The sequence below is a fragment of the Rhodanobacter sp. Root627 genome (genome assembly GCF_001427835.1).
In the GTDB taxonomy this organism is placed as follows: Bacteria; Pseudomonadota; Gammaproteobacteria; order Xanthomonadales; family Rhodanobacteraceae; genus Rhodanobacter; species Rhodanobacter ginsenosidimutans.
This window is the reverse complement of sequence record NZ_LMGW01000002.1, coordinates 561785-579492: the sequence shown is the minus strand read 5'-3', so window position 1 is coordinate 579492 and position 17708 is coordinate 561785. Positions and strand designations below refer to the sequence as shown.

Here is a 17708-nt window from a genome sequence, read left to right as displayed (position 1 = left end):
TGCGCGATCATAGCCGATCGTATTCGCGCGACCCACGGCGCAGGAGCTTCCCCGATGTCAGCAATTCAACCCGCATGCCTGTGGGTGGTGGCCACCCCGATCGGCCATCGCGATGATTTGTCCGCCCGCGCGATCGAGACCTTGCGCGCGGTGGCGGTGATCGCGGCCGAAGACACCCGCCACAGCCGGCCGCTGCTGCAACACCACAATGTGGCGACGCCACTGGTGGCCTTGCACGAGCACAACGAGCGCGAGGTGGTGGATGCGATCGTGCGGCGGCTGCAGGGCGGCGAATCCGTCGCGCTGATTTCCGATGCGGGCACGCCGTTGATCAGTGACCCCGGTTTCCGGCTGGTGCGCGCGGCGCGGGCGGCCGGCATCCGCTGCATTCCGGTGCCGGGCGCCTGCGCGGCCATCGCGGCGTTGTCGGTGGCTGGCCTGCCCAGTGACCGGTTCGTGTTCGAGGGTTTCCTGCCATCGAAAGCCGCCGCACGGCGCAGTCGTCTGCAGGAGCTGGCGGGCGAGACGCGCACGCTGATCTTCTATGAGTCGTCACACCGCGTGGCCGAGAGCCTGGCCGACATGCGCGACGTGTTCGGTGCCGAGCGCGAGGCGGTGCTGGCGCGCGAACTGACCAAGATGTTCGAGACCGTGCTGGGCGAGCCGCTGGCGGAGCTGGCCGCGCACGTCGCCGCCGACCCCGACCAGCAACGCGGCGAGCATGTGATCGTGGTGGCCGGCCGCGGCGAGGAGGCTGACGCGAAGCTGGCCGAGGGTCGGCGCATCTTCGCGATCCTGCGCGAGGAGCTGCCGCCGGCCAAGGCGGCGAAGCTGGCGGCGGCGATCAGTGGGGCGGCGCGCAAGCTGCTGTATGAGGGATAGCCGCCAACTGTTGCAGGAGCGGCTTCAGCCGCGACGCTTTTTGTGGTTTGCCTGTTGAGGGCGTGCGGCGACGTGGGCGCCCTCTCCGGCCCTGCGGGCACCCTCTCACCCACAAGGGGACTCCCAAGGTCGCCCGAGGGAGAGGGGAATGTTGTTGGCGCTTCGCGCTACACTTCCTGATGGAGTCGGCCGGACAGTCGCGTCGCGCGATAAGCGCATCGAGGAAAGTCCGGGCTCCGCAGGGCAGAGTGCCAGGTAACTCCTGGGCGGCGTGAGCCGACGGCCAGTGCAACAGAGAGCAGACCGCCGATGGCCATGGCTACTTTCGGGTAGCTCGGGCACAGGTAAGGGTGAAAGGGTGCGGTAAGAGCGCACCGCGTACGGGGCCAACGTCGTACGGCACGGTAAACCCCACTCGGAGCAAGACCAAATAGGGGAACGATAACGCGGCCCGCGTTGTTCCCGGGTAGGTTGCTGGAGCCAGGCGGCGACGCCTGGCCGAGAGGAATGACTGTCGCGTCGCAAGACGTACAGAACCCGGCTTACAGGCCGACTCCACCTCTTTTTTGCCCGATAAACCGCCGGCGCGTGGATTCACGCGCCGGCGGTTTGTTGTGTGAACGCCGATTCATCCCCGACCCCCGGAAAACCCTGCAACGGCGCCGATTTGGCCTGAAAAGGGTGGCGGCTCCCGATAAGAAAACTCCCTGCATTCAACCACCTTGCCGGCATAGCTCATAAACTCCTGCACGTACGGTCAGCATTCTGCCTTTACTCCTTGATTCACAAGCGAAATTCCCTTGACAGTCTCATAGGGCGAGACTATCGTGGGTTCCTGTGTGAAATCGTGGGTTTTAGTGGAGTTCTGACACCGTGTTCCAGGGCGAGACCGCCATCACCGTCGACGACAAGGGCCGCCTGGCCATTCCGACTGCGTATCGGGAACAGGTGGCGGGCGAGTGTGGCAACCGTCTGGTGATCACCTACAACCCGTTCGACGAAGGTTGTTTGTGGCTGTTCCCGTATGCCGAATGGGAGCGCGTGCGCGACTCGGTCAATGCGCTCCCCAGCGTCCGGGCCCAGCACCGCAACCTGCAACGCAAGCTGGTGGGTGCGGCGGCCGTGGTCGAACCGGACGGGGCCGGCCGGATCCTGCTGCCCGCCAGTCAGCGCACCACCACCGGCATCGAGAAGAAGGCGGTGCTGCTGGGCATGGGCGACAAATTCGAGTTGTGGAGCGAACAGGAGCACCTGAAGACAACCCGCCAGACGATCGGCGAGAACGACATCACAGACGAAATGGCCGAACTGCGCCTGTAAGCGGGCGCGGCAACACACGTGGGATGAGGGCGGGAGTGCGGCATGGCCGAGCAAGTTTTGCGGCACATCCCGGTGATGCTGGGCGAAGCGGTGGAGGGTCTGTCCGTGCGTTCTGACGGGCGTTATCTCGACGGAACCTTTGGACGCGGCGGTCACGCCCGCGCCGTACTGTCGCGCCTGGGCCCCGACGGTCGGCTGCTGTTGATGGATCGTGACCCGCAGGCGATCGCCGCGGCGCAGGCCGAGTTTGCCGCCGATCCGCGCGTGTCCATCCGCCACGCCAATTTCTCCAGCCTGGCCGAGTGGGACGAAACCGCCGCCGGCCTCGATGGCGTGCTGCTCGACCTGGGCGTGTCTTCGCCGCAGTTGGATGAAGCGGCGCGTGGTTTCAGCTTCATGGCGGATGCCCCGCTGGACATGCGCATGGATACCAGCCGCGGCGAAAGCGCGGCCGAGTTCCTGGCCCACGCCAGCGAGCGCGAGATCATGGATGTGCTGTGGAATTTCGGCGAGGAGCGCCACGGCCGGCGCATCGCCCGCGCCATCGTGGCTGACCGGGATGCCACGCCGTTCACCCGCACCGGCCAGCTGGCGGCGTTGTGCGAACGCGTGGTGGGTCGGCGTGAACCGGGCAAGCATCCGGCCACGCGCACGTTCCAGGCGCTGCGCATCCGCGTCAACGGCGAGCTGGATGCCTTGCACGACGGCCTCGATGCGGCGCTGTCGCGGCTCAACCCGGGCGGCCGCCTGTCGGTAATCAGCTTTCATTCGCTGGAGGATCGCGCGGTCAAGCAGTTCATCCGTGATCAGTCCGGCCGCGTGCAGAACTCCCGCCGCGGCCCGCCGGTGCAGGCCGCGCCCGCGCACCTGAAGGCAGTGGGCAAGGCGCAATTCCCCTCGGCGGACGAGTTGTCGGCCAATCCGCGTTCGCGTTCGGCGGTGTTGCGCGTGGCGGAAAAGCTGGCGGAGGAAGGCGCATGAAGGCAGTCGGCGCCATCGCCACCCTGCTGTTGCTGGTTGCCGTGCTGGCCAGCGCGTTGGGCGTGGTGTGGACGCGCCACGAAAGCCGCGTGCTGTTCGTCAGCCTCACGGCGCTGCAAAACCAGCGCGACGAGTTGAACATCGAGTTCGGCAAGCTGGAACTGGAGCAGGCCACCAAGGCCGACCCCAGCCGCATCAATGCCGAGGCGCGCGAGAAGCTCGGCATGGTCGATCCGCGTCCGCAAGATGTCAGGTTGCTGCGCTGATGGGCTGGCGCAATCACATCGCCGCACCGCAAGGCCGCCGCCACGCGGCCGGCCCCAGCGCACGCAAGCGCATGCTGATCGTGGTGTCCCTGCTGAGCCTCAGCGGGCTGGGGCTGGTGGCGCGCGCGTTCGATCTGCAGGTGGTGCGCAAGGCGTTCTACCAGCGTCAGGGTGACGCCCGCTTCCTGCGCGAAATGCCGATCCCGGTATCGCGCGGCACCATCTTCGATCGCAACGGCGCACCGCTGGCGGTGTCCACCCCGGTCACCTCGATCTGGGCCAATCCGCCCGAAGTGCTGGCCAATGAAGAGCGCATCCCCGCGCTGGCGCGGGCGCTGGGCGTCGATGCCGCCGAGCTGAAAAACAAGCTGGCGCAGCGCTCCGAGCGCGAGTTTGTGTACCTGCGCCGGCAAATGGCGCCGGAAGCGGCGCAGGCCGTGCTGGATCTGGGCATCCCGGGCATCAACGGCCAGCGCGAGTTCAAGCGCTATTACCCGTCGGGCGAGCTGACCGCGCACGTGCTCGGCTTCACCAACATCGATGACCACGGCCAGGAAGGGCTGGAGTTGGCGTATGACGACTGGCTGTCCGGCAAGCCCGGCGCCAAGCGCGTCATCCGCGATCGCATGGGTCACGTGGTGGAAGACGTGGAGCAGGTGCGTGCGCCGAAGCCGGGGCAGAGCCTCACGCTCAGCATCGACCGGCGCATCCAGTTCCTCGCCTTCAACGAGCTGAAGAACGCGCTGGAGAAATTCGAGGCCGACTCCGGCTCGATGGTGGTGCTCGACGCGCGCAACGGCGAAGTGCTGGCGATGGTCAACCTGCCGGCCTACAACCCCAACGCGCTCAACGACAGCCAACCCGGTCAGCGCCGCAACCGGGCCATGACCGACCTGCTCGAACCCGGCTCCACGATCAAGCCGATCCTGATGGCGGCGGCGCTGTCCAGCGGCCAGTACACGCCCACCACGCCGATCATCGACACCACCGGTGGCCACTGGTATTTCCAGGGCCACGACATTCATGACACGCACAACTACGGGCTGCTGACGCCCACCGGCGTGATCACCAAATCCAGCAACGTGGGCGCGGCGCGCATCGCGATGTCGCTGGATACCACGTTGATGTACGACACTTATCGGGGCTTCGGTTTCGGCAACAGCACCAACAGCGGCTTTCCGGGCGAGGCGTCCGGCTTGTTGCGGATCGGGCGTGACTGGCGGCCGCTGGAAAAGGCCATCCTCGGTTACGGCTATGGCCTCAACGTGACCGTGCTGCAGCTGGCGAACGCCTACGCCACCATCGCCGATGGCGGACTGATGCATACGCCCGCCTTCATCAAGGACAGCGACGGCCCCACCAAGCAGATCATCTCGCCGAAAGTGGCGCATGAGCTGGTGCGCATGATGGAAACGGTGACCGGGCCCGGCAGCACGGCGCCGCAGGCACGCATCCCCAACTACAGCGTGGCGGGCAAGACGGGCACGGCGCACAAGGCCAACGCCGGCGGCTATTCCAAGAGCAATTACACCGCCGCGTTCGCCGGCATCGTGCCCGCGTCGAACCCGCGGCTGGTCGGTGTGGTGGTGATCGACAACCCGCAAAAGCGCAGCTACTACGGCGGCATGGTGTCCGCGCCGGTGTTCGCCAAGGTAATGGAAGGCGCGCTGCGATTGCTGGACGTGCCGCCGGACAACGTGGGCCGCTGGTACGTGGGCGGACCGTTGCAGGGCGCAGGTGGCCTGGTTGGCAGTAACCCACCGGCTGATGTGCCGATCGATGACGCACCCATCGATGAGGGTGCGCCATGAGCATGCATCGTCTCGACCGCCTGTTGCTGGACATCGGCGATACGGCGCTGGCGCAGGTAGCCGGCGCGCGTGACCTTTCGATCACCGGGCTCGCCATCGACTCGCGCCAGATCGTGCGCGGCGATGCCTTTGTCGCCTTGCGCGGCACGCAGACGCATGGCATCCGTTTCGCCCCCGTCGCCGTGCAGCGCGGCGCATCGGTGGTGCTGGCCGAGGCGCCGGTACCGGCCGACATCGACACCTCGTCCTCGGAGGCGATCGAAGGCGTGCCGGTGGTGTGGATCGACCACCTCGCTTCGCAGGTCGGTGAGATCGCCGCGCGCTTTTACGGGCACGCCAGCGAAGCGATGCGCGTGGTGGGTGTCACCGGTACCAATGGCAAGACGTCGTGCGTGCAGATGCTGGCGCAGGCGCTGAGTTTCCTGGGCCATCGCAGCGCCACCATCGGCACACTCGGCGCCGGTGTGCACGGGCAGCTGCACGAGGGCGAGCGCACCACGCCCGATGCGGTGGCCGTGCATCGGCTGCTGGCGGAATTCCGCGACGCGGGCGTGAGCCATGTGGCGATGGAGGTGTCCTCGCATGCGCTGGCGCAGCATCGGGTGGCCGCGGTGGATTTCGACGTGGCTGCCTTCACCAACCTGACCCGCGACCACCTGGACTACCACGGTGACATGGCGTCTTACGGCGCGGCCAAGGCCAAGCTGTTCGCGTGGCCCAGCCTCGGCGCCGCCGTGATCAACCTGGATGACGCGTTCGGTCCCGAACTGCTGGCGCAGCTCGATGGCGCTGTGCAGCCGCTGCGCACCAGCATGGCCGACAGCGCAGATGCGGATGTCGCCGCCGGCACCATCGTCACCTCGTCCAACGGGCTCAGCTTCGACCTGCGCACGCCGTGGGGCGCCGCGCCCGTCAAGAGCCCGCTGCTGGGGCGTTTCAATGTTGCGAACCTGCTCACGGTGGCCGCTTGCCTCGGTGCTCTGGGCGAGCCGTTCGAGCGCATCGTCGCCGCACTTGAGAACCTGCAGCCGGTGCCGGGCCGCATGAGCCGCCTCGGCGGGCAGGGCGATCTGCCGCTGGTCGTGGTGGATTATTCGCACACGCCCGATGCGCTGGATCAGGCACTGACCGCGCTGCGCGCGCATTGCGCCGGCCGCTTGATCTGCGTGTTCGGCTGCGGCGGCGAGCGCGATGCCGGCAAGCGCCCGTTGATGGGTGAAATCGCGGCGCGACTGGCCGATGTGGCCATCGTCACCGACGACAACCCGCGCCGCGAAAACGGTGACGCCATCGTGGCGCAGATCGTGGCCGGCATGCCCGAGGGTACGACGATCGAACGCGACCGCGCCGCGGCCATCGCCCTCGCGCTGCGCGACGCGCACGCCGGCGACGTGGTGCTGATCGCCGGCAAGGGCCACGAGCCCTACCAGGAAGACGCCGCCGGCAAGCATCCCTTCGACGACATGGCCGTGGCGAAAGCCGCGCTGGAACGCCGGGAGCCACGCGCATGATGTCCGCGAACACCATCGCCATGTGGACCCACGGCCGCCTGCACGGCGCTGACGCCAAGGTCACCGGTGTAGTCATCGACACGCGCCGGGTGAAGCCCGGCGACCTGTTCGTGGCGATCAAGGGCGAGCACGTCGATGGCCATGACTACCTGGCCGACGCGGCCGCCCGCGGCGCCGTCGCCGCCATGGTGACGCACAAGCTGGAGCACGAACTGCCGCAGATCGTGGTGGACGACAGCGCACTGGCCCTGGGCGACTTGGCCAGCGCGGTGCGCGCGCAGCGCGATGTGCGCGTGGTAGGCATCACCGGTTCCAACGGCAAGACCACCGTCAAGACGCTGACCGCCTCGATCCTGGCACGGCACGGCCGTACCCACGTCAGCGCGGGCAATTACAACAATGAGCTGGGCCTGCCGCTGAGCCTGCTGGCGATGCCGCTCGATACCCAGTTCGCCGTGCTGGAAATGGGCGCAGGCAAACCGGGCGACATCGCTTATCTGGCAGCCATCGCGCGGCCCGACGTCGGTGTGGTCAACCTGATTGCGCCGGCGCATCTGGAGCGCATGGGCAGCATCGAAGGCGTGGCCGAAACCAAGGGTGCGCTGTATCAGGCCTTGCCCGCCGACGGCGTGGCGATCGTCAACGCCGACGATGCGTTCGCCAGCTTTTTCGATGGCCTGGCCGGTGGCCGCAAGCTGCTGCATTTCGGGCTGGATCATGCGGCCGACGTGAGCGCCCGCATCGTGGAACAGCGCCCGGACGGATCGCGTTTCGTGCTGCAGACGCCGGCTGGCGAGGCCGAGGTTTCGCTGCCGCTGCCCGGTCGCCACAACATCGCCAATGCGCTGGCCGCCAGCGCCATCGCATTGGCGCTGGAGGTGCCGCTGGCCACCATCGTGGCGGGGCTGCGATCGGCCGAGGGCGTACCCGGCCGGCTTCGTCGCGAGGTGACGGCCGGTGGCTGGACGGTGATCGACGACAGCTACAACGCCAACCCCAGCTCGATGCTGGCGGCGATCGACACGCTGCTGCTGGCCGGAGGCGAGCGCTGGCTGGTGCTGGGCGACATGGCGGAACTGGGCGCCGATGCGCGTGCCCTGCACGCCTCGGTAGGACAACGCGCCCGCGAGCGCGGGGTGGAACGGTTGTTTGCGGTCGGCCCGCTGGGCGCGGCCACGGTCGAGGCGTTCGGCGATGGCGCGGCGCATTTCGCCGACAAGCCCGCGCTGATCGCGGCGCTGCGCTCGCAACTGCATCCGGGCGTGACCTGTCTGGTGAAGGGTTCGCGCTCGGCCGGCATGGAACAGGTAGTGGTGGCGCTGGCGCAGCCTTCGGGCGCGTCCGGCCCCGCGCAGGAGGGCACGTCCGATGTTTTATGAACTGGCCGAATGGATGTCGCGCCACTTCGTGGCACCGCATCTGTTTCAGTACATCACCTTCCGGGCGATCATGGCCGCGCTCACCGCGCTGTCGGTGTCGCTGCTGCTGGGCCCGGCACTGATCCGCAAGCTGAGCGCGCTGAAAGCCGGCCAGGTGGTGCGCAGCGACGGCCCGCAGACGCACCTGGTCAAGGCCGGCACGCCGACCATGGGCGGCGTGATGATCCTGCTGTCGGTGAGCGTCGCCACGCTGCTTTGGGCCGACTTGCACAACCGCTACGTGTGGGTGGTGCTGGCGGTGATGCTGACCTTCGGCGTGATCGGTTTCTACGACGACTACCGCAAGCTGGTGCTGAAGGACAGCCGCGGCCTGGCCAGTCGCTGGAAATATTTCTGGCAGTCCGTGTTCGGCCTCGGCGCCGCGTTGTTCCTGTACTACACCGCACCCCACGCGACCGGCACGCTGCCGGTGGCAGAGACCGCGCTGTACGTGCCGCTGTTCAAGCACGTGGTGCTGCCGATGGGGCTGTTCTTCGTGGTGGTGGCGTACTTCATGATGGTGGGTTTCTCCAATGCGGTGAACCTCACCGATGGCCTGGATGGCCTGGCCGTGATGCCGACGGTGCTGGTGTCCGGCGCGCTGGGCGTGTTCGCCTACCTGGCCGGCAACAAGGTGTTCTCCGAATACCTGGGCATTCCCTCCATTCCTGGCGCGGGCGAATTGGCGATTTTCACCGGCGCGTTGTCGGGGGCGGGACTGGGCTTCCTGTGGTTCAACACGTATCCCGCGCAGGTGTTCATGGGTGACGTGGGCGCGCTGGCGATGGGCGCGGCACTGGGCTGCGTGGCAGTGATCGTGCGCCAGGAAATCGTGCTGTTGGTGATGGGCGGCGTATTCGTGATGGAAACCGTGTCGGTGATGTTGCAGGTGGCCAGCTTCAAGCTCACCGGCAAACGCATCTTCCGCATGGCGCCGATCCATCACCACTTCGAACTGAAAGGCTGGCCGGAACCCCGGGTGATCGTGCGCTTCTGGATCATCTCGGTGGTGCTGGTGCTGATCGGCCTCGCCACGTTGAAGGTGCGGTGAGCATGGACGGGATTCTGCATTCGGGATTCGGGATTCGGAAAAGCGCGCACGCCGCGCTGTCGCGCGCTTGCGTCCGCGAATCCCGAATCCCGAATCCCGGATCCCGCGCTGGAGGCGCCCATGTTTGACACCACCCAGGCAAAACGGCGGCACGGCCCGCGCGGCAGCTTCGATCTGCTGTTGCTGGTGGCGTTGATCGCGCTGGCCAGCATCGGTGTGGTGATGGTGGCGTCCAGTTCGATCTCGGTGGCGGACAGCCAGCACCTGGGGGCGTTCTATTACCTGGAGCGGCACCTGGTGTTTCTCAGCCTGGGGCTGCTGGTGGCGGGCGTGGCCATGCGCACCGAGATGAAGCTGCTGGAGAAGTTCGCGTTTCCGCTGCTGGCGCTGGCGTTCGTGTTGCTGCTGGCGGTGTTCGTGCCGCACCTGGGCATGCGCATCAATGGCGCGCGGCGCTGGCTGAACCTGCTGGTGACCAGCTTCCAGCCGGTGGAGGCGGTGAAGCTGATCCTGGTGGTGTACATCGCCAGCTATCTGGTGCGCCACCGCGAGAACGTGGAAACGCGCTTCCTTGGCTTGTTCAAGCCGGTGGTGGTGGCGGGGTTGATCGTATTGCTGCTGCTGGCGCAACCGGATTTCGGCTCGGCCACGCTGGTGATCGCGGTGACCATCGCGATGGTGTGGCTGGGCGGCGCGCGGCCGATCTTCCTGTTCCTGATGGGGCTGCCGCTGATGCCGCTGCTGTATATCGCGGCCACCGGCGAGAGCTACCGCATGAAGCGGCTGACCTCGTTCATGGATCCGTGGAAAGACCCGTTCAACGACGGTTTCCAGCTGACCCAGTCGCTGATGGCGATCGGTCGCGGCGAGTGGACTGGCGTGGGGCTGGGCTCCAGCGTGTTGAAGCTGTCGTACCTGCCCGAGGCACATACCGATTTCATCTTCGCCGTGATCGGCGAAGAGCTGGGTCTGGCGGGCGTGGTGCTGGTGATCGGCCTGTTCGCGATGGTGGTGGGGCGTGGACTTTACCTGGGCCTCAAGGGTGTGGAAGTGGGGCAGCGCTTCGCCGGCTACGTGGCGTTCGGCATCTCGCTGATGCTGGCGATGCAGGCGATCGTCTCGGTGGGCGTCAACCTCGGCGCGTTGCCGACCAAGGGCCTGACCTTGCCGCTGATCAGCTACGGCGGCTCCTCGATGGTGCTGACCTGCGCCATGGCCGGCGTGCTGCTGCGCGCCACGTTCGAGATCAACCGCGCGCTGGACGCTCGGCACATGGCGACCCGGATGCCGGCGGCGGTGACCGCCGTCGATGCGAATGCCGCGGTCACCCCGCGTGAGCAGGTGGCCGCATGAATCCCGAATCCCGTGTTGCCGATTCCCGCCCCGTGCTGATCATGGCCGGTGGCACCGGTGGCCACATTTTCCCGGGCCTGGCCGTGGCGGAAACGCTGCGTGGGCAGGGTGTGCCGGTGATGTGGCTGGGTGCGGCCGGTGGCATGGAAACCCGCGTGGTTCCGGCCCACAACATTCCGCTGCACACGGTGGCGGTGCGCGGGCTGCGCGGCAAAGGCTGGAAGGCCCGCCTGCTGGCGCCGGCGATGCTGCTGCAGGCCTTGTTCGCTTCGCTGGCGCTGCTGCGGCGGGTACAGCCGCGCAGCGTGTTGTCGATGGGCGGCTACGTGGCCGGGCCCGGCGGCTTGGCCGCGTGGCTGTTGCAGCGGCCGTTGCTGGTGCACGAACAGAATCGCGTGGCCGGCTTCACCAATCGCAAACTGGCCACCATGGCCCGCCGTGTGCTGACCGGTTTTGCCGATGCGCTGCCGCAGGCGGAATGGGTGGGTAACCCCGTGCGCCAGGCGATCGCCCAACTGCCGCCGCCCGCGTCGCGCATGGCGCAGCGCCAGGATCCGCCGCGGTTGCTGGTGCTGGGTGGCAGCCTGGGCGCGCGGTCATTGAACCTGGCGCTGCCGCAGGCACTGGCCCGGCTCGACCCGTCGCAGCGGCCCGAGGTGCTGCACCAGTGCGGCGCGCGCGGTATCGACGAGACCAACGCGGCCTATGCCGAAGCTGGCGTCCACGCGCAGGTGGTGCCGTTCATCGAAGACATGGCGGCCAGCTATGCCTGGGCGGATCTGGCGGTTTGCCGCGCCGGCGCGCTGACCCTGGCCGAACTGTCGGCGGCCGGGTTGGGTGCGGTGCTGGTGCCGTTTCCGCACGCGGTGGACGACCACCAGACCCGCAACGCCGACGTACTGGTGCAGGCCGGCGCCGCCGTACTGCTGCCGGAATCCGATCTGAAAGGGAACAGCTTGAACGTAGAACTTCTGGCGCAGCAACTCGCTGCGCTGCTTGGCGACCGCAGCCGGTTGCTGGCCATGGCCGAGTCAGCTCGCACGCTGGCCAAACCCGATGCCGCCGCGGTCATCGCCCGCGCCTGCCTGGAGGTGGCCGCATGAACCCGCGTCGACTCTCCGCTCAGGAAGATCTGATGAGCACGTTCCGCCGGGTGCATTTCATCGGCATCGGCGGCGTGGGCATGAGCGGCATTGCCGAGGTGCTGCACAACCTGGGTTACGCCGTTTCCGGTTCCGACCGCAACGCGTCCCCTACGGCGTTGCGGTTGCAGGAATTGGGTATCACCGTGCACATCGGACATGCGGCGGCGAACCTGGGTGATGCCGATGTGGTGGTCACGTCCAGCGCGATCCCGCAGGACAATCCCGAATTGCTGGCCGCCCGCGAGGCGCGCATCCCGCTGGTGCCGCGCGCGGAAATGCTGGGCGAGCTGATGCGTTTCCGCCGTGGCGTGGCCATCGCCGGCACCCACGGCAAGACCACCACCACCAGCCTCACCGCCAGCGTGCTGGCCGAGGCCGGCTACGACCCCACCTTCGTCATCGGCGGCCAGTTGAACGCTGCTGGCGCCAATGCGCGGCTGGGCACCGGTCAATACCTGGTGGCCGAGGCCGACGAGTCGGACGGTTCATTCCTGCTGCTGTCGCCGATCATCGCGGCGGTCACCAATATCGACGCCGATCACCTGGAAAACTACGGCGGCGACTTCGCCCTGGTGAAGAAGGCGTTCGCCGATTTCCTGCACCGGCTGCCGTTCTACGGGCTGGCCGTGTTGTGCGTGGACGACGCCGAAGTGCGTGAACTGGCCAGCCGCACCACCCGCCGGGTGATGACTTACGGCATCGACTCGCAGGACGCCGACGTGCGCGCCAGCGGGTTGCGGCAGAGCGGCTTCGAGATGCATTTCAACCTGCATCTGCCGGGTCGTGGCGAAGCCTTGCCGGTGATGCTGAACCTGCCCGGGCGCCACAACGTGCTGAACGCGTTGGCCGCGGCGGCGATCGGCTGGCAGCTCGGGGTCGAGGCGGAAGCTATCGCGCATGCGCTGGGCAAGTTCCAGGGCGTGGGTCGGCGCTTCCATCGGCGTGGCGAAATCGCGCTCGACGAGGGCTCGGTCCTGCTGGTGGACGATTACGGCCATCACCCCAGCGAGCTGGCGGCGGTGTTCGCCGCGGTGCGCGGCGGCTGGCCCGAGCGGCGGCTGGTGGTGGGTTTCCAGCCGCATCGCTACAGCCGTACGCGCGACCTGCTGGACGATTTCGCCAACGTGCTGGCCGAGGTCGACGTGCTGGTGCTGACCGATGTCTACGCTGCCGGCGAAGCGCCGATCGCCGGTGCCGATGGCCGCGCACTGGCACGTGCGGTGCGTGCGCGCGGCAAGGTCGATCCGGTGCTGGTTGATCACCCGCGCGAATTCGCCGACACCCTGCCGGCGCTGCTGCGCGATGGCGACTTGCTGCTGCTGATGGGCGCCGGCGATATCGGTGCGGTGGCGGTCGAGCTGGGGCGGGTCGGTGAGCTGAGGACACGCAAATGAGCACCATGCAACGCCATCGCATCGACAATCCCGCCGACTTCGGCCGCGTGGCCGTGGTGATGGGCGGCAGTTCCACCGAGCGCAGCGTGTCGCTGGATTCCGGCCGCAACGTGTTGGCCGCGCTGCAGGCGCGCGGCGTCGATGCGCATGCCGTCGACGGCATTCCGGCCTTGCTGGATGCGCTGCGGGCAGGCCGGTTCGACCGCGTGTTCAACATCCTGCACGGCCAGCATGGCGGTGGTGAGGACGGCGTGCTGCAGGGCGCACTGGAAGCGCTGAACGTGCCATACACCGGCTCGGGCGTGCTGGGTTCCGCCTTGTCGATGGACAAGACGCGCTCGAAGCGGGTGTGGCAGTCGCTGGGCTTGCCCACGCCGGCGTTCATGCCGTTGCCGCGCGGCGCCGACGTACAGGCCGCGGCGCGGACGATCGGTTTCCCGTTGATCGTGAAGCCGGCCTGCGAGGGCTCCAGCGTGGGCGTAAGCCGCGTGTTCGATGCCTCGCAACTGGATCAGGCGGTGGCGCTGGCGACGCAGTATCCCGGCGACCTGCTGATGGAAACGCTGATCGAAGGCGCCGAGCTGACCGTCAGCATCCTGGGTCGCGATGTGCTGCCCAGCATCCATATCGTGCCGAAGGCGCAGTTCTACGATTTCAACGCCAAATACGTGGCCGAAGACACCCAGTACCTGTGCCCGGGTCTGGACGGCGAGGCCGAAGCGTCGCTGCGCGCGCTGGCGTTGCAGGCCTTCGATGCGCTCGGTTGCAACGGCTGGGGCCGCGTCGACGTGATGCGCGATCGCCAGGGCCGCAACTGGCTGCTGGAAGTGAACACCGCGCCCGGCATGACCTCCCATTCGCTGGTACCCAAGGCCGCCGCCGCGGCCGGCATCGATTACGAAGAACTGTGCTGGCGGGTGCTGGAAACGAGTTTCGGGCCACAGGTCGCCAGCTCTTCCAAATCCCGAATCCCCCATCCCGAATCCCGTGGCACCGAAGGAGGCGCCCAGTGAAAAGCTCCGTCCGCCTGATCGCCTGGTGCCTGGCCATCGCCCTGGTGGCGCTGCCCATCGTGGGCGTGCTGCGCGGCTGGTTTGCGGCGGCGCGGTGGCCGGTGAACCATTTGACCGTGCAGGCGGAGTTCAAGCACGTGACGCCGGCGGAAGTACGCGCCGCGGTGTTGCCCGGCATCGGTCGCGGGTTTTTCGCGCTGAACCTGGACAACGTGCAGAAGGCCGTCGCCGCGCTGCCATGGGTGGAGTCGGTGGAGGCGCGCAAGCGCTGGCCCGATACCTTGTCGCTGCGCATCTACGAGCGCCAGCCGTTCGCGCGCTGGAACGACAAGCGGCTGATCAGCCGCCAGGGCCTGGTGTTCGATGCGCCCGGTGCGGGCGACCTGGTCGCGTTGCCGCATCTGCAAGGCCCGGACGATCGCCTGGCCGAGGTGGTGAGCTTCTACGCGCAGACCCAGAAAGCGTTTGGCGGCAGCGGGCTGCGCATCAACGGCGTGGCACTGAGCGAGCGCGGCAGCTGGAGCATCAGCACCGCCACCGGCGCGCGCATCGTGATCGGCGATCGCGAACAGGCGGGCCGCCGCTTGCGCCGTTTCCTGGATGTCTACCCGCAGCTGATGGCCGGTCATACCGAGCCGTTTGCCTACGCCGACCTTCGCTACACCAACGGATTCGCCGTGCGCTGGTCGCAAGCGGCCCCCGCCAACGCTGGAGGTTCGCCCCCCACCATGAACATTTCCTCATGAAACCACGCAACGACAAGCAACTCGTCGTCGGCCTCGATATCGGCACCTCGAAAGTGGTGGCGATCGTCGGCGAATACGAAATCGGCGAGCCGATCACCGTGATCGGCATCGGCACCCACGTGTCGCGCGGCATGAAGCGCGGCTCGGTGGTCGACATCGAATCCACCGTGCACTCGATCCAGCGCGCGGTGGAGGAGGCCGAGCTGATGGCCGGCTGCGATATCCGCTCGGTCTACGCCTCCATTTCCGGCAGCCACCTGGAAACCCGCAACTCGCACGGCAACGCGGCCATCCGCGACCGCGAGGTCACCGTGGGCGACCTGGAACAGGTGCTGGAAGCGGCCAGCGCGGTGGCGATCCCTGCCGACCGCAAGGTGCTCTACAAGGAATCGCAGGAATACCGCATCGACGGCCAGGACGGCATCCGCTCGCCGGTCGGCATGAGTGGCGTGCGGCTTGAGGCGAATGTGCACCTGGTCACCGGCGCGGCGGCGGCGGTGCAGAACATCACCAAGTGCATCCAGCGCTGCGGCCTGTCGGTGGACGAGCTGGTGCCCTCGGCGCTGGCCAGCGCCAAATCCGTGCTGACCGACGACGAGCGCGAGCTGGGCGTGTGCCTGGTCGACATCGGCGCCGGCACCACCGACATCGCCATCTATACCCACGGCTCGATCCGCTTCACCGCCTCGCTGCCGGTGGGCGGCGACAACGTCACCGGCGACATCGCCCAGGGCGTGCACACGCCCACCGCGCATGCCGAGGAAATCAAGATCAAGTACGCCTGCGCTTTGGCCGGGCTGGCGCACGCGGACGAAACCATCCAGGTGCCCAGCGTGGGCGATCGACCGCCGCGCCGGCTGGCGCGCCAGTCCCTCGCGCAGAGCGTGCAGGCCCGCTACGAGGAAATCTTCGAGATGGTGCAGGACCAGTTGCGCCGCTCCGGCTACGAGAACCTCGTGGCTGCCGGCGTGGTGCTCACCGGCGGCGCTTCGAAGATGGAAGGCGCGCTGGAACTGGCCGAGGAGATCTTCCACATGATGGTGCGCATCGGCGTACCGCAGGAGATCAGCGGCCTGGGCGAAGTCGTCTCCAGCCCGCTGCACGCCACCGGCGTGGGCCTGCTGCTGCACGGTTCGCGCGCCGGCGGCACCCGCGTCAGCCACCCGATGGGCGGCAGCGTGGGCGGCCTGGTCGGCAAATGGCGCAACTGGTTCACCAGGAATTTCTGAGGGGGCGCGGGACGCGCCACCGCGGGTGACGGATTCACCCACCCACCGCGAAACGGCAGGAGCCGTACTCGCGGTTACAACGACAACAACTCCACGGAGAACGGGAAATGTTTGAACTGATCGAAAAACTCGCACCCAATGCCGTCATCAAGGTCATCGGCGTGGGCGGTGGTGGCGGCAATGCCGTGGCCCACATGCTCAATGCCCACATTGAAGGCGTGGAATTCATCGTCGCCAACACCGACGCCCAGGCCATGACCAGCTGCGGCTCGCGTACGCACCTGCAACTGGGCGGCAACGTCACCAAGGGCCTCGGCGCCGGCGCCAACCCGGAAGTCGGCCGGCAGGCCGCGCTGGAGGACCGTGAACGCATCGAGGCGATGCTGGAAGGCGCCGACATGGTGTTCATCACCGCCGGCATGGGCGGCGGCACCGGCACTGGCGCTGCGCCGGTGGTGGCACAGCTGGCCAAGGAAAAGGGCATCCTCACCGTGGCCGTGGTCACCAAGCCGTTCCCGTTTGAGGGTCGCCGCCGCATGCAGGTGGCGCTGAAGGGCATCGAGGATCTGCAGCAGCACGTGGACTCGCTGATCACCGTTCCCAACGAAAAGCTGCTCAGCGTGCTGGGCCGCGAAGTCACCCTGCTGAATGCGTTCAAGGCCGCCAACGACGTGCTGCAAGGCGCCGTGCAGGGCATTGCCGACCTGATCACCGCCCCCGGCCTGATCAACGTCGACTTCGCCGACGTGCGCACCGTGATGTCGGAAATGGGCCTGGCGATGATGGGCACCGGCACCGCATGCGGCGACGACCGCGCCCAGGCAGCCGCTGAAGCGGCGATCAAGAACCCGCTGCTGGAAGACGTCAACCTCAACGGCGCCTGCGGCATCCTGGTCAACGTGACGGCCGGCCCGAACCTCACCATGCGTGAATTCGACGAAATTGGGCGGGTTATCCACGATTTTGCCAGCGAAGACGCCACCGTGGTGATCGGCACCTCGATGGACCCGGAAATGAAGGACGACGTGCGCGTCACCGTGGTCGCCACCGGCCTGAACCGCGCTGCGGCATCGCGTCAGCCGATCCGTGCGGTCGAGACCCAGCAGCAGGTGCAGATGCGTCCGCGCCCGGTGGTGCTGCGTACCGGCACCGGCAACGAAGTGGTCGATTATGCGCAGCCTGACGCGGTGGCCGGTCACAACCGTGCAGATGCTGGTGCCGCGCCGGCCCGCAACGCCGAGCCGAACATCGATTACCTCGACATTCCCGCTTTCCTGCGTCGCCAGGCCGACTGAGGTATCACATAGACTGAACAAACATACGCACAGCTTGTCCATCTCTGCATCGCCTGGCGTCGGTCGGTTGCATCCGGCGCTGTAGCGTTGCGTCGTTGCCGCGCGGACGTGATTGTCGTGCGGCGAAAGTCGGCGTGGGTTCACTGCGACAAGCGGATGGTGTGATGTCACGCCTAATCAAGCGTGTACGTCACTTACGGTCATTTCGCTCTTGCGGCGCGCTCATATGTACGGCTTCGCCGCCACCGCTCGACCCGGCTTCGTGGGTCGCTCTCTGCAGGGATGAAGGAATC

General features: G+C 67.3%; 15 protein-coding genes and 1 other RNA gene. All 16 read left to right on the top strand.

Translation table 11 applies throughout. The features are described 5' to 3' along the window. Nucleotides 1-54 precede the first annotated feature (54 nt). A complete protein-coding gene (rsmI, locus tag ASD68_RS09865) occupies nt 55-882 on the top strand; it encodes a 16S rRNA (cytidine(1402)-2'-O)-methyltransferase (RefSeq protein WP_056606207.1) in 828 nt (275 codons plus the stop codon). A gap of 181 nt (nt 883-1063) precedes the next feature. Continuing rightward, nucleotides 1064-1443: RNase P RNA component class A (gene rnpB, locus ASD68_RS12895), an RNA gene on the top strand. A 312-nt stretch (nt 1444-1755) separates the two neighbouring features. Beyond that, complete coding sequence (mraZ, locus tag ASD68_RS09860) at nt 1756-2202, top strand: division/cell wall cluster transcriptional repressor MraZ (RefSeq protein ID WP_056082387.1); 447 nt, start codon at nt 1756-1758, stop codon at nt 2200-2202. Nucleotides 2203-2244: 42 nt separating this feature from the next. Continuing rightward, nucleotides 2245-3183 carry a 16S rRNA (cytosine(1402)-N(4))-methyltransferase RsmH gene (gene rsmH, locus ASD68_RS09855; protein WP_056606205.1) on the top strand — a complete coding sequence of 313 codons (939 nt, stop codon included), beginning with the start codon at nt 2245-2247 and terminating at the stop codon, nt 3181-3183. Further along, a complete protein-coding gene (gene ftsL / locus ASD68_RS09850) occupies nt 3180-3449 on the top strand; it encodes a cell division protein FtsL (protein ID WP_007080234.1) in 270 nt (89 codons plus the stop codon). Before rsmH ends, ftsL begins: the two co-directional genes overlap by 4 nt. Further along, nucleotides 3449-5260: a penicillin-binding protein 2 gene (locus ASD68_RS09845; protein WP_056082382.1), complete on the top strand. Its 1812-nt coding sequence runs from the start codon at nt 3449-3451 to the stop codon at nt 5258-5260. The genes ftsL and ASD68_RS09845 overlap by 1 nt, the downstream gene beginning before the upstream one ends. Further along, entirely contained in the window at nt 5257-6771 is a 1515-nt protein-coding gene (locus ASD68_RS09840) for a UDP-N-acetylmuramoyl-L-alanyl-D-glutamate--2,6-diaminopimelate ligase (RefSeq protein WP_056606202.1), read from the top strand. The genes ASD68_RS09845 and ASD68_RS09840 overlap by 4 nt, the downstream gene beginning before the upstream one ends. After that, nucleotides 6768-8150, top strand: coding sequence for a UDP-N-acetylmuramoyl-tripeptide--D-alanyl-D-alanine ligase (gene murF / locus ASD68_RS09835; RefSeq protein ID WP_056606199.1), 1383 nt, complete (start codon nt 6768-6770; stop codon nt 8148-8150). The genes ASD68_RS09840 and murF overlap by 4 nt, the downstream gene beginning before the upstream one ends. Continuing rightward, complete coding sequence (gene mraY, locus ASD68_RS09830; protein WP_056606196.1) at nt 8140-9240, top strand: phospho-N-acetylmuramoyl-pentapeptide-transferase; 1101 nt, start codon at nt 8140-8142, stop codon at nt 9238-9240. The genes murF and mraY overlap by 11 nt, the downstream gene beginning before the upstream one ends. Before the next feature lie 120 nt (nt 9241-9360). Next, nucleotides 9361-10593 carry a putative lipid II flippase FtsW gene (gene ftsW / locus ASD68_RS09825; RefSeq protein ID WP_056082369.1) on the top strand — a complete coding sequence of 411 codons (1233 nt, stop codon included), beginning with the start codon at nt 9361-9363 and terminating at the stop codon, nt 10591-10593. Next, nucleotides 10590-11696 carry an undecaprenyldiphospho-muramoylpentapeptide beta-N-acetylglucosaminyltransferase gene (gene murG, locus ASD68_RS09820; RefSeq protein ID WP_056606193.1) on the top strand — a complete coding sequence of 369 codons (1107 nt, stop codon included), beginning with the start codon at nt 10590-10592 and terminating at the stop codon, nt 11694-11696. The genes ftsW and murG overlap by 4 nt, the downstream gene beginning before the upstream one ends. Continuing rightward, nucleotides 11693-13132, top strand: coding sequence for a UDP-N-acetylmuramate--L-alanine ligase (gene murC, locus ASD68_RS09815; RefSeq protein WP_056606191.1), 1440 nt, complete (start codon nt 11693-11695; stop codon nt 13130-13132). Before murG ends, murC begins: the two co-directional genes overlap by 4 nt. Beyond that, entirely contained in the window at nt 13129-14145 is a 1017-nt protein-coding gene (locus ASD68_RS09810) for a D-alanine--D-alanine ligase (protein WP_056606187.1), read from the top strand. The genes murC and ASD68_RS09810 overlap by 4 nt, the downstream gene beginning before the upstream one ends. After that, nucleotides 14142-14891, top strand: a complete 750-nt coding sequence (locus ASD68_RS09805; RefSeq protein ID WP_056606183.1) for a cell division protein FtsQ/DivIB — start codon at nt 14142-14144, stop codon at nt 14889-14891. Before ASD68_RS09810 ends, ASD68_RS09805 begins: the two co-directional genes overlap by 4 nt. Beyond that, nucleotides 14888-16120 (top strand): cell division protein FtsA, encoded by a 1233-nt coding sequence (ftsA, locus tag ASD68_RS09800; protein ID WP_056082352.1) that lies wholly within the window; start codon nt 14888-14890, stop codon nt 16118-16120. The genes ASD68_RS09805 and ftsA overlap by 4 nt, the downstream gene beginning before the upstream one ends. A gap of 107 nt (nt 16121-16227) precedes the next feature. Beyond that, the gene (gene ftsZ / locus ASD68_RS09795; protein WP_056082350.1) at nt 16228-17415 is read left to right on the top strand and encodes a cell division protein FtsZ; all 1188 of its coding nucleotides are present in this window, start codon (nt 16228-16230) and stop codon (nt 17413-17415) included. Nucleotides 17416-17708: the final 293 nt, after the last annotated feature.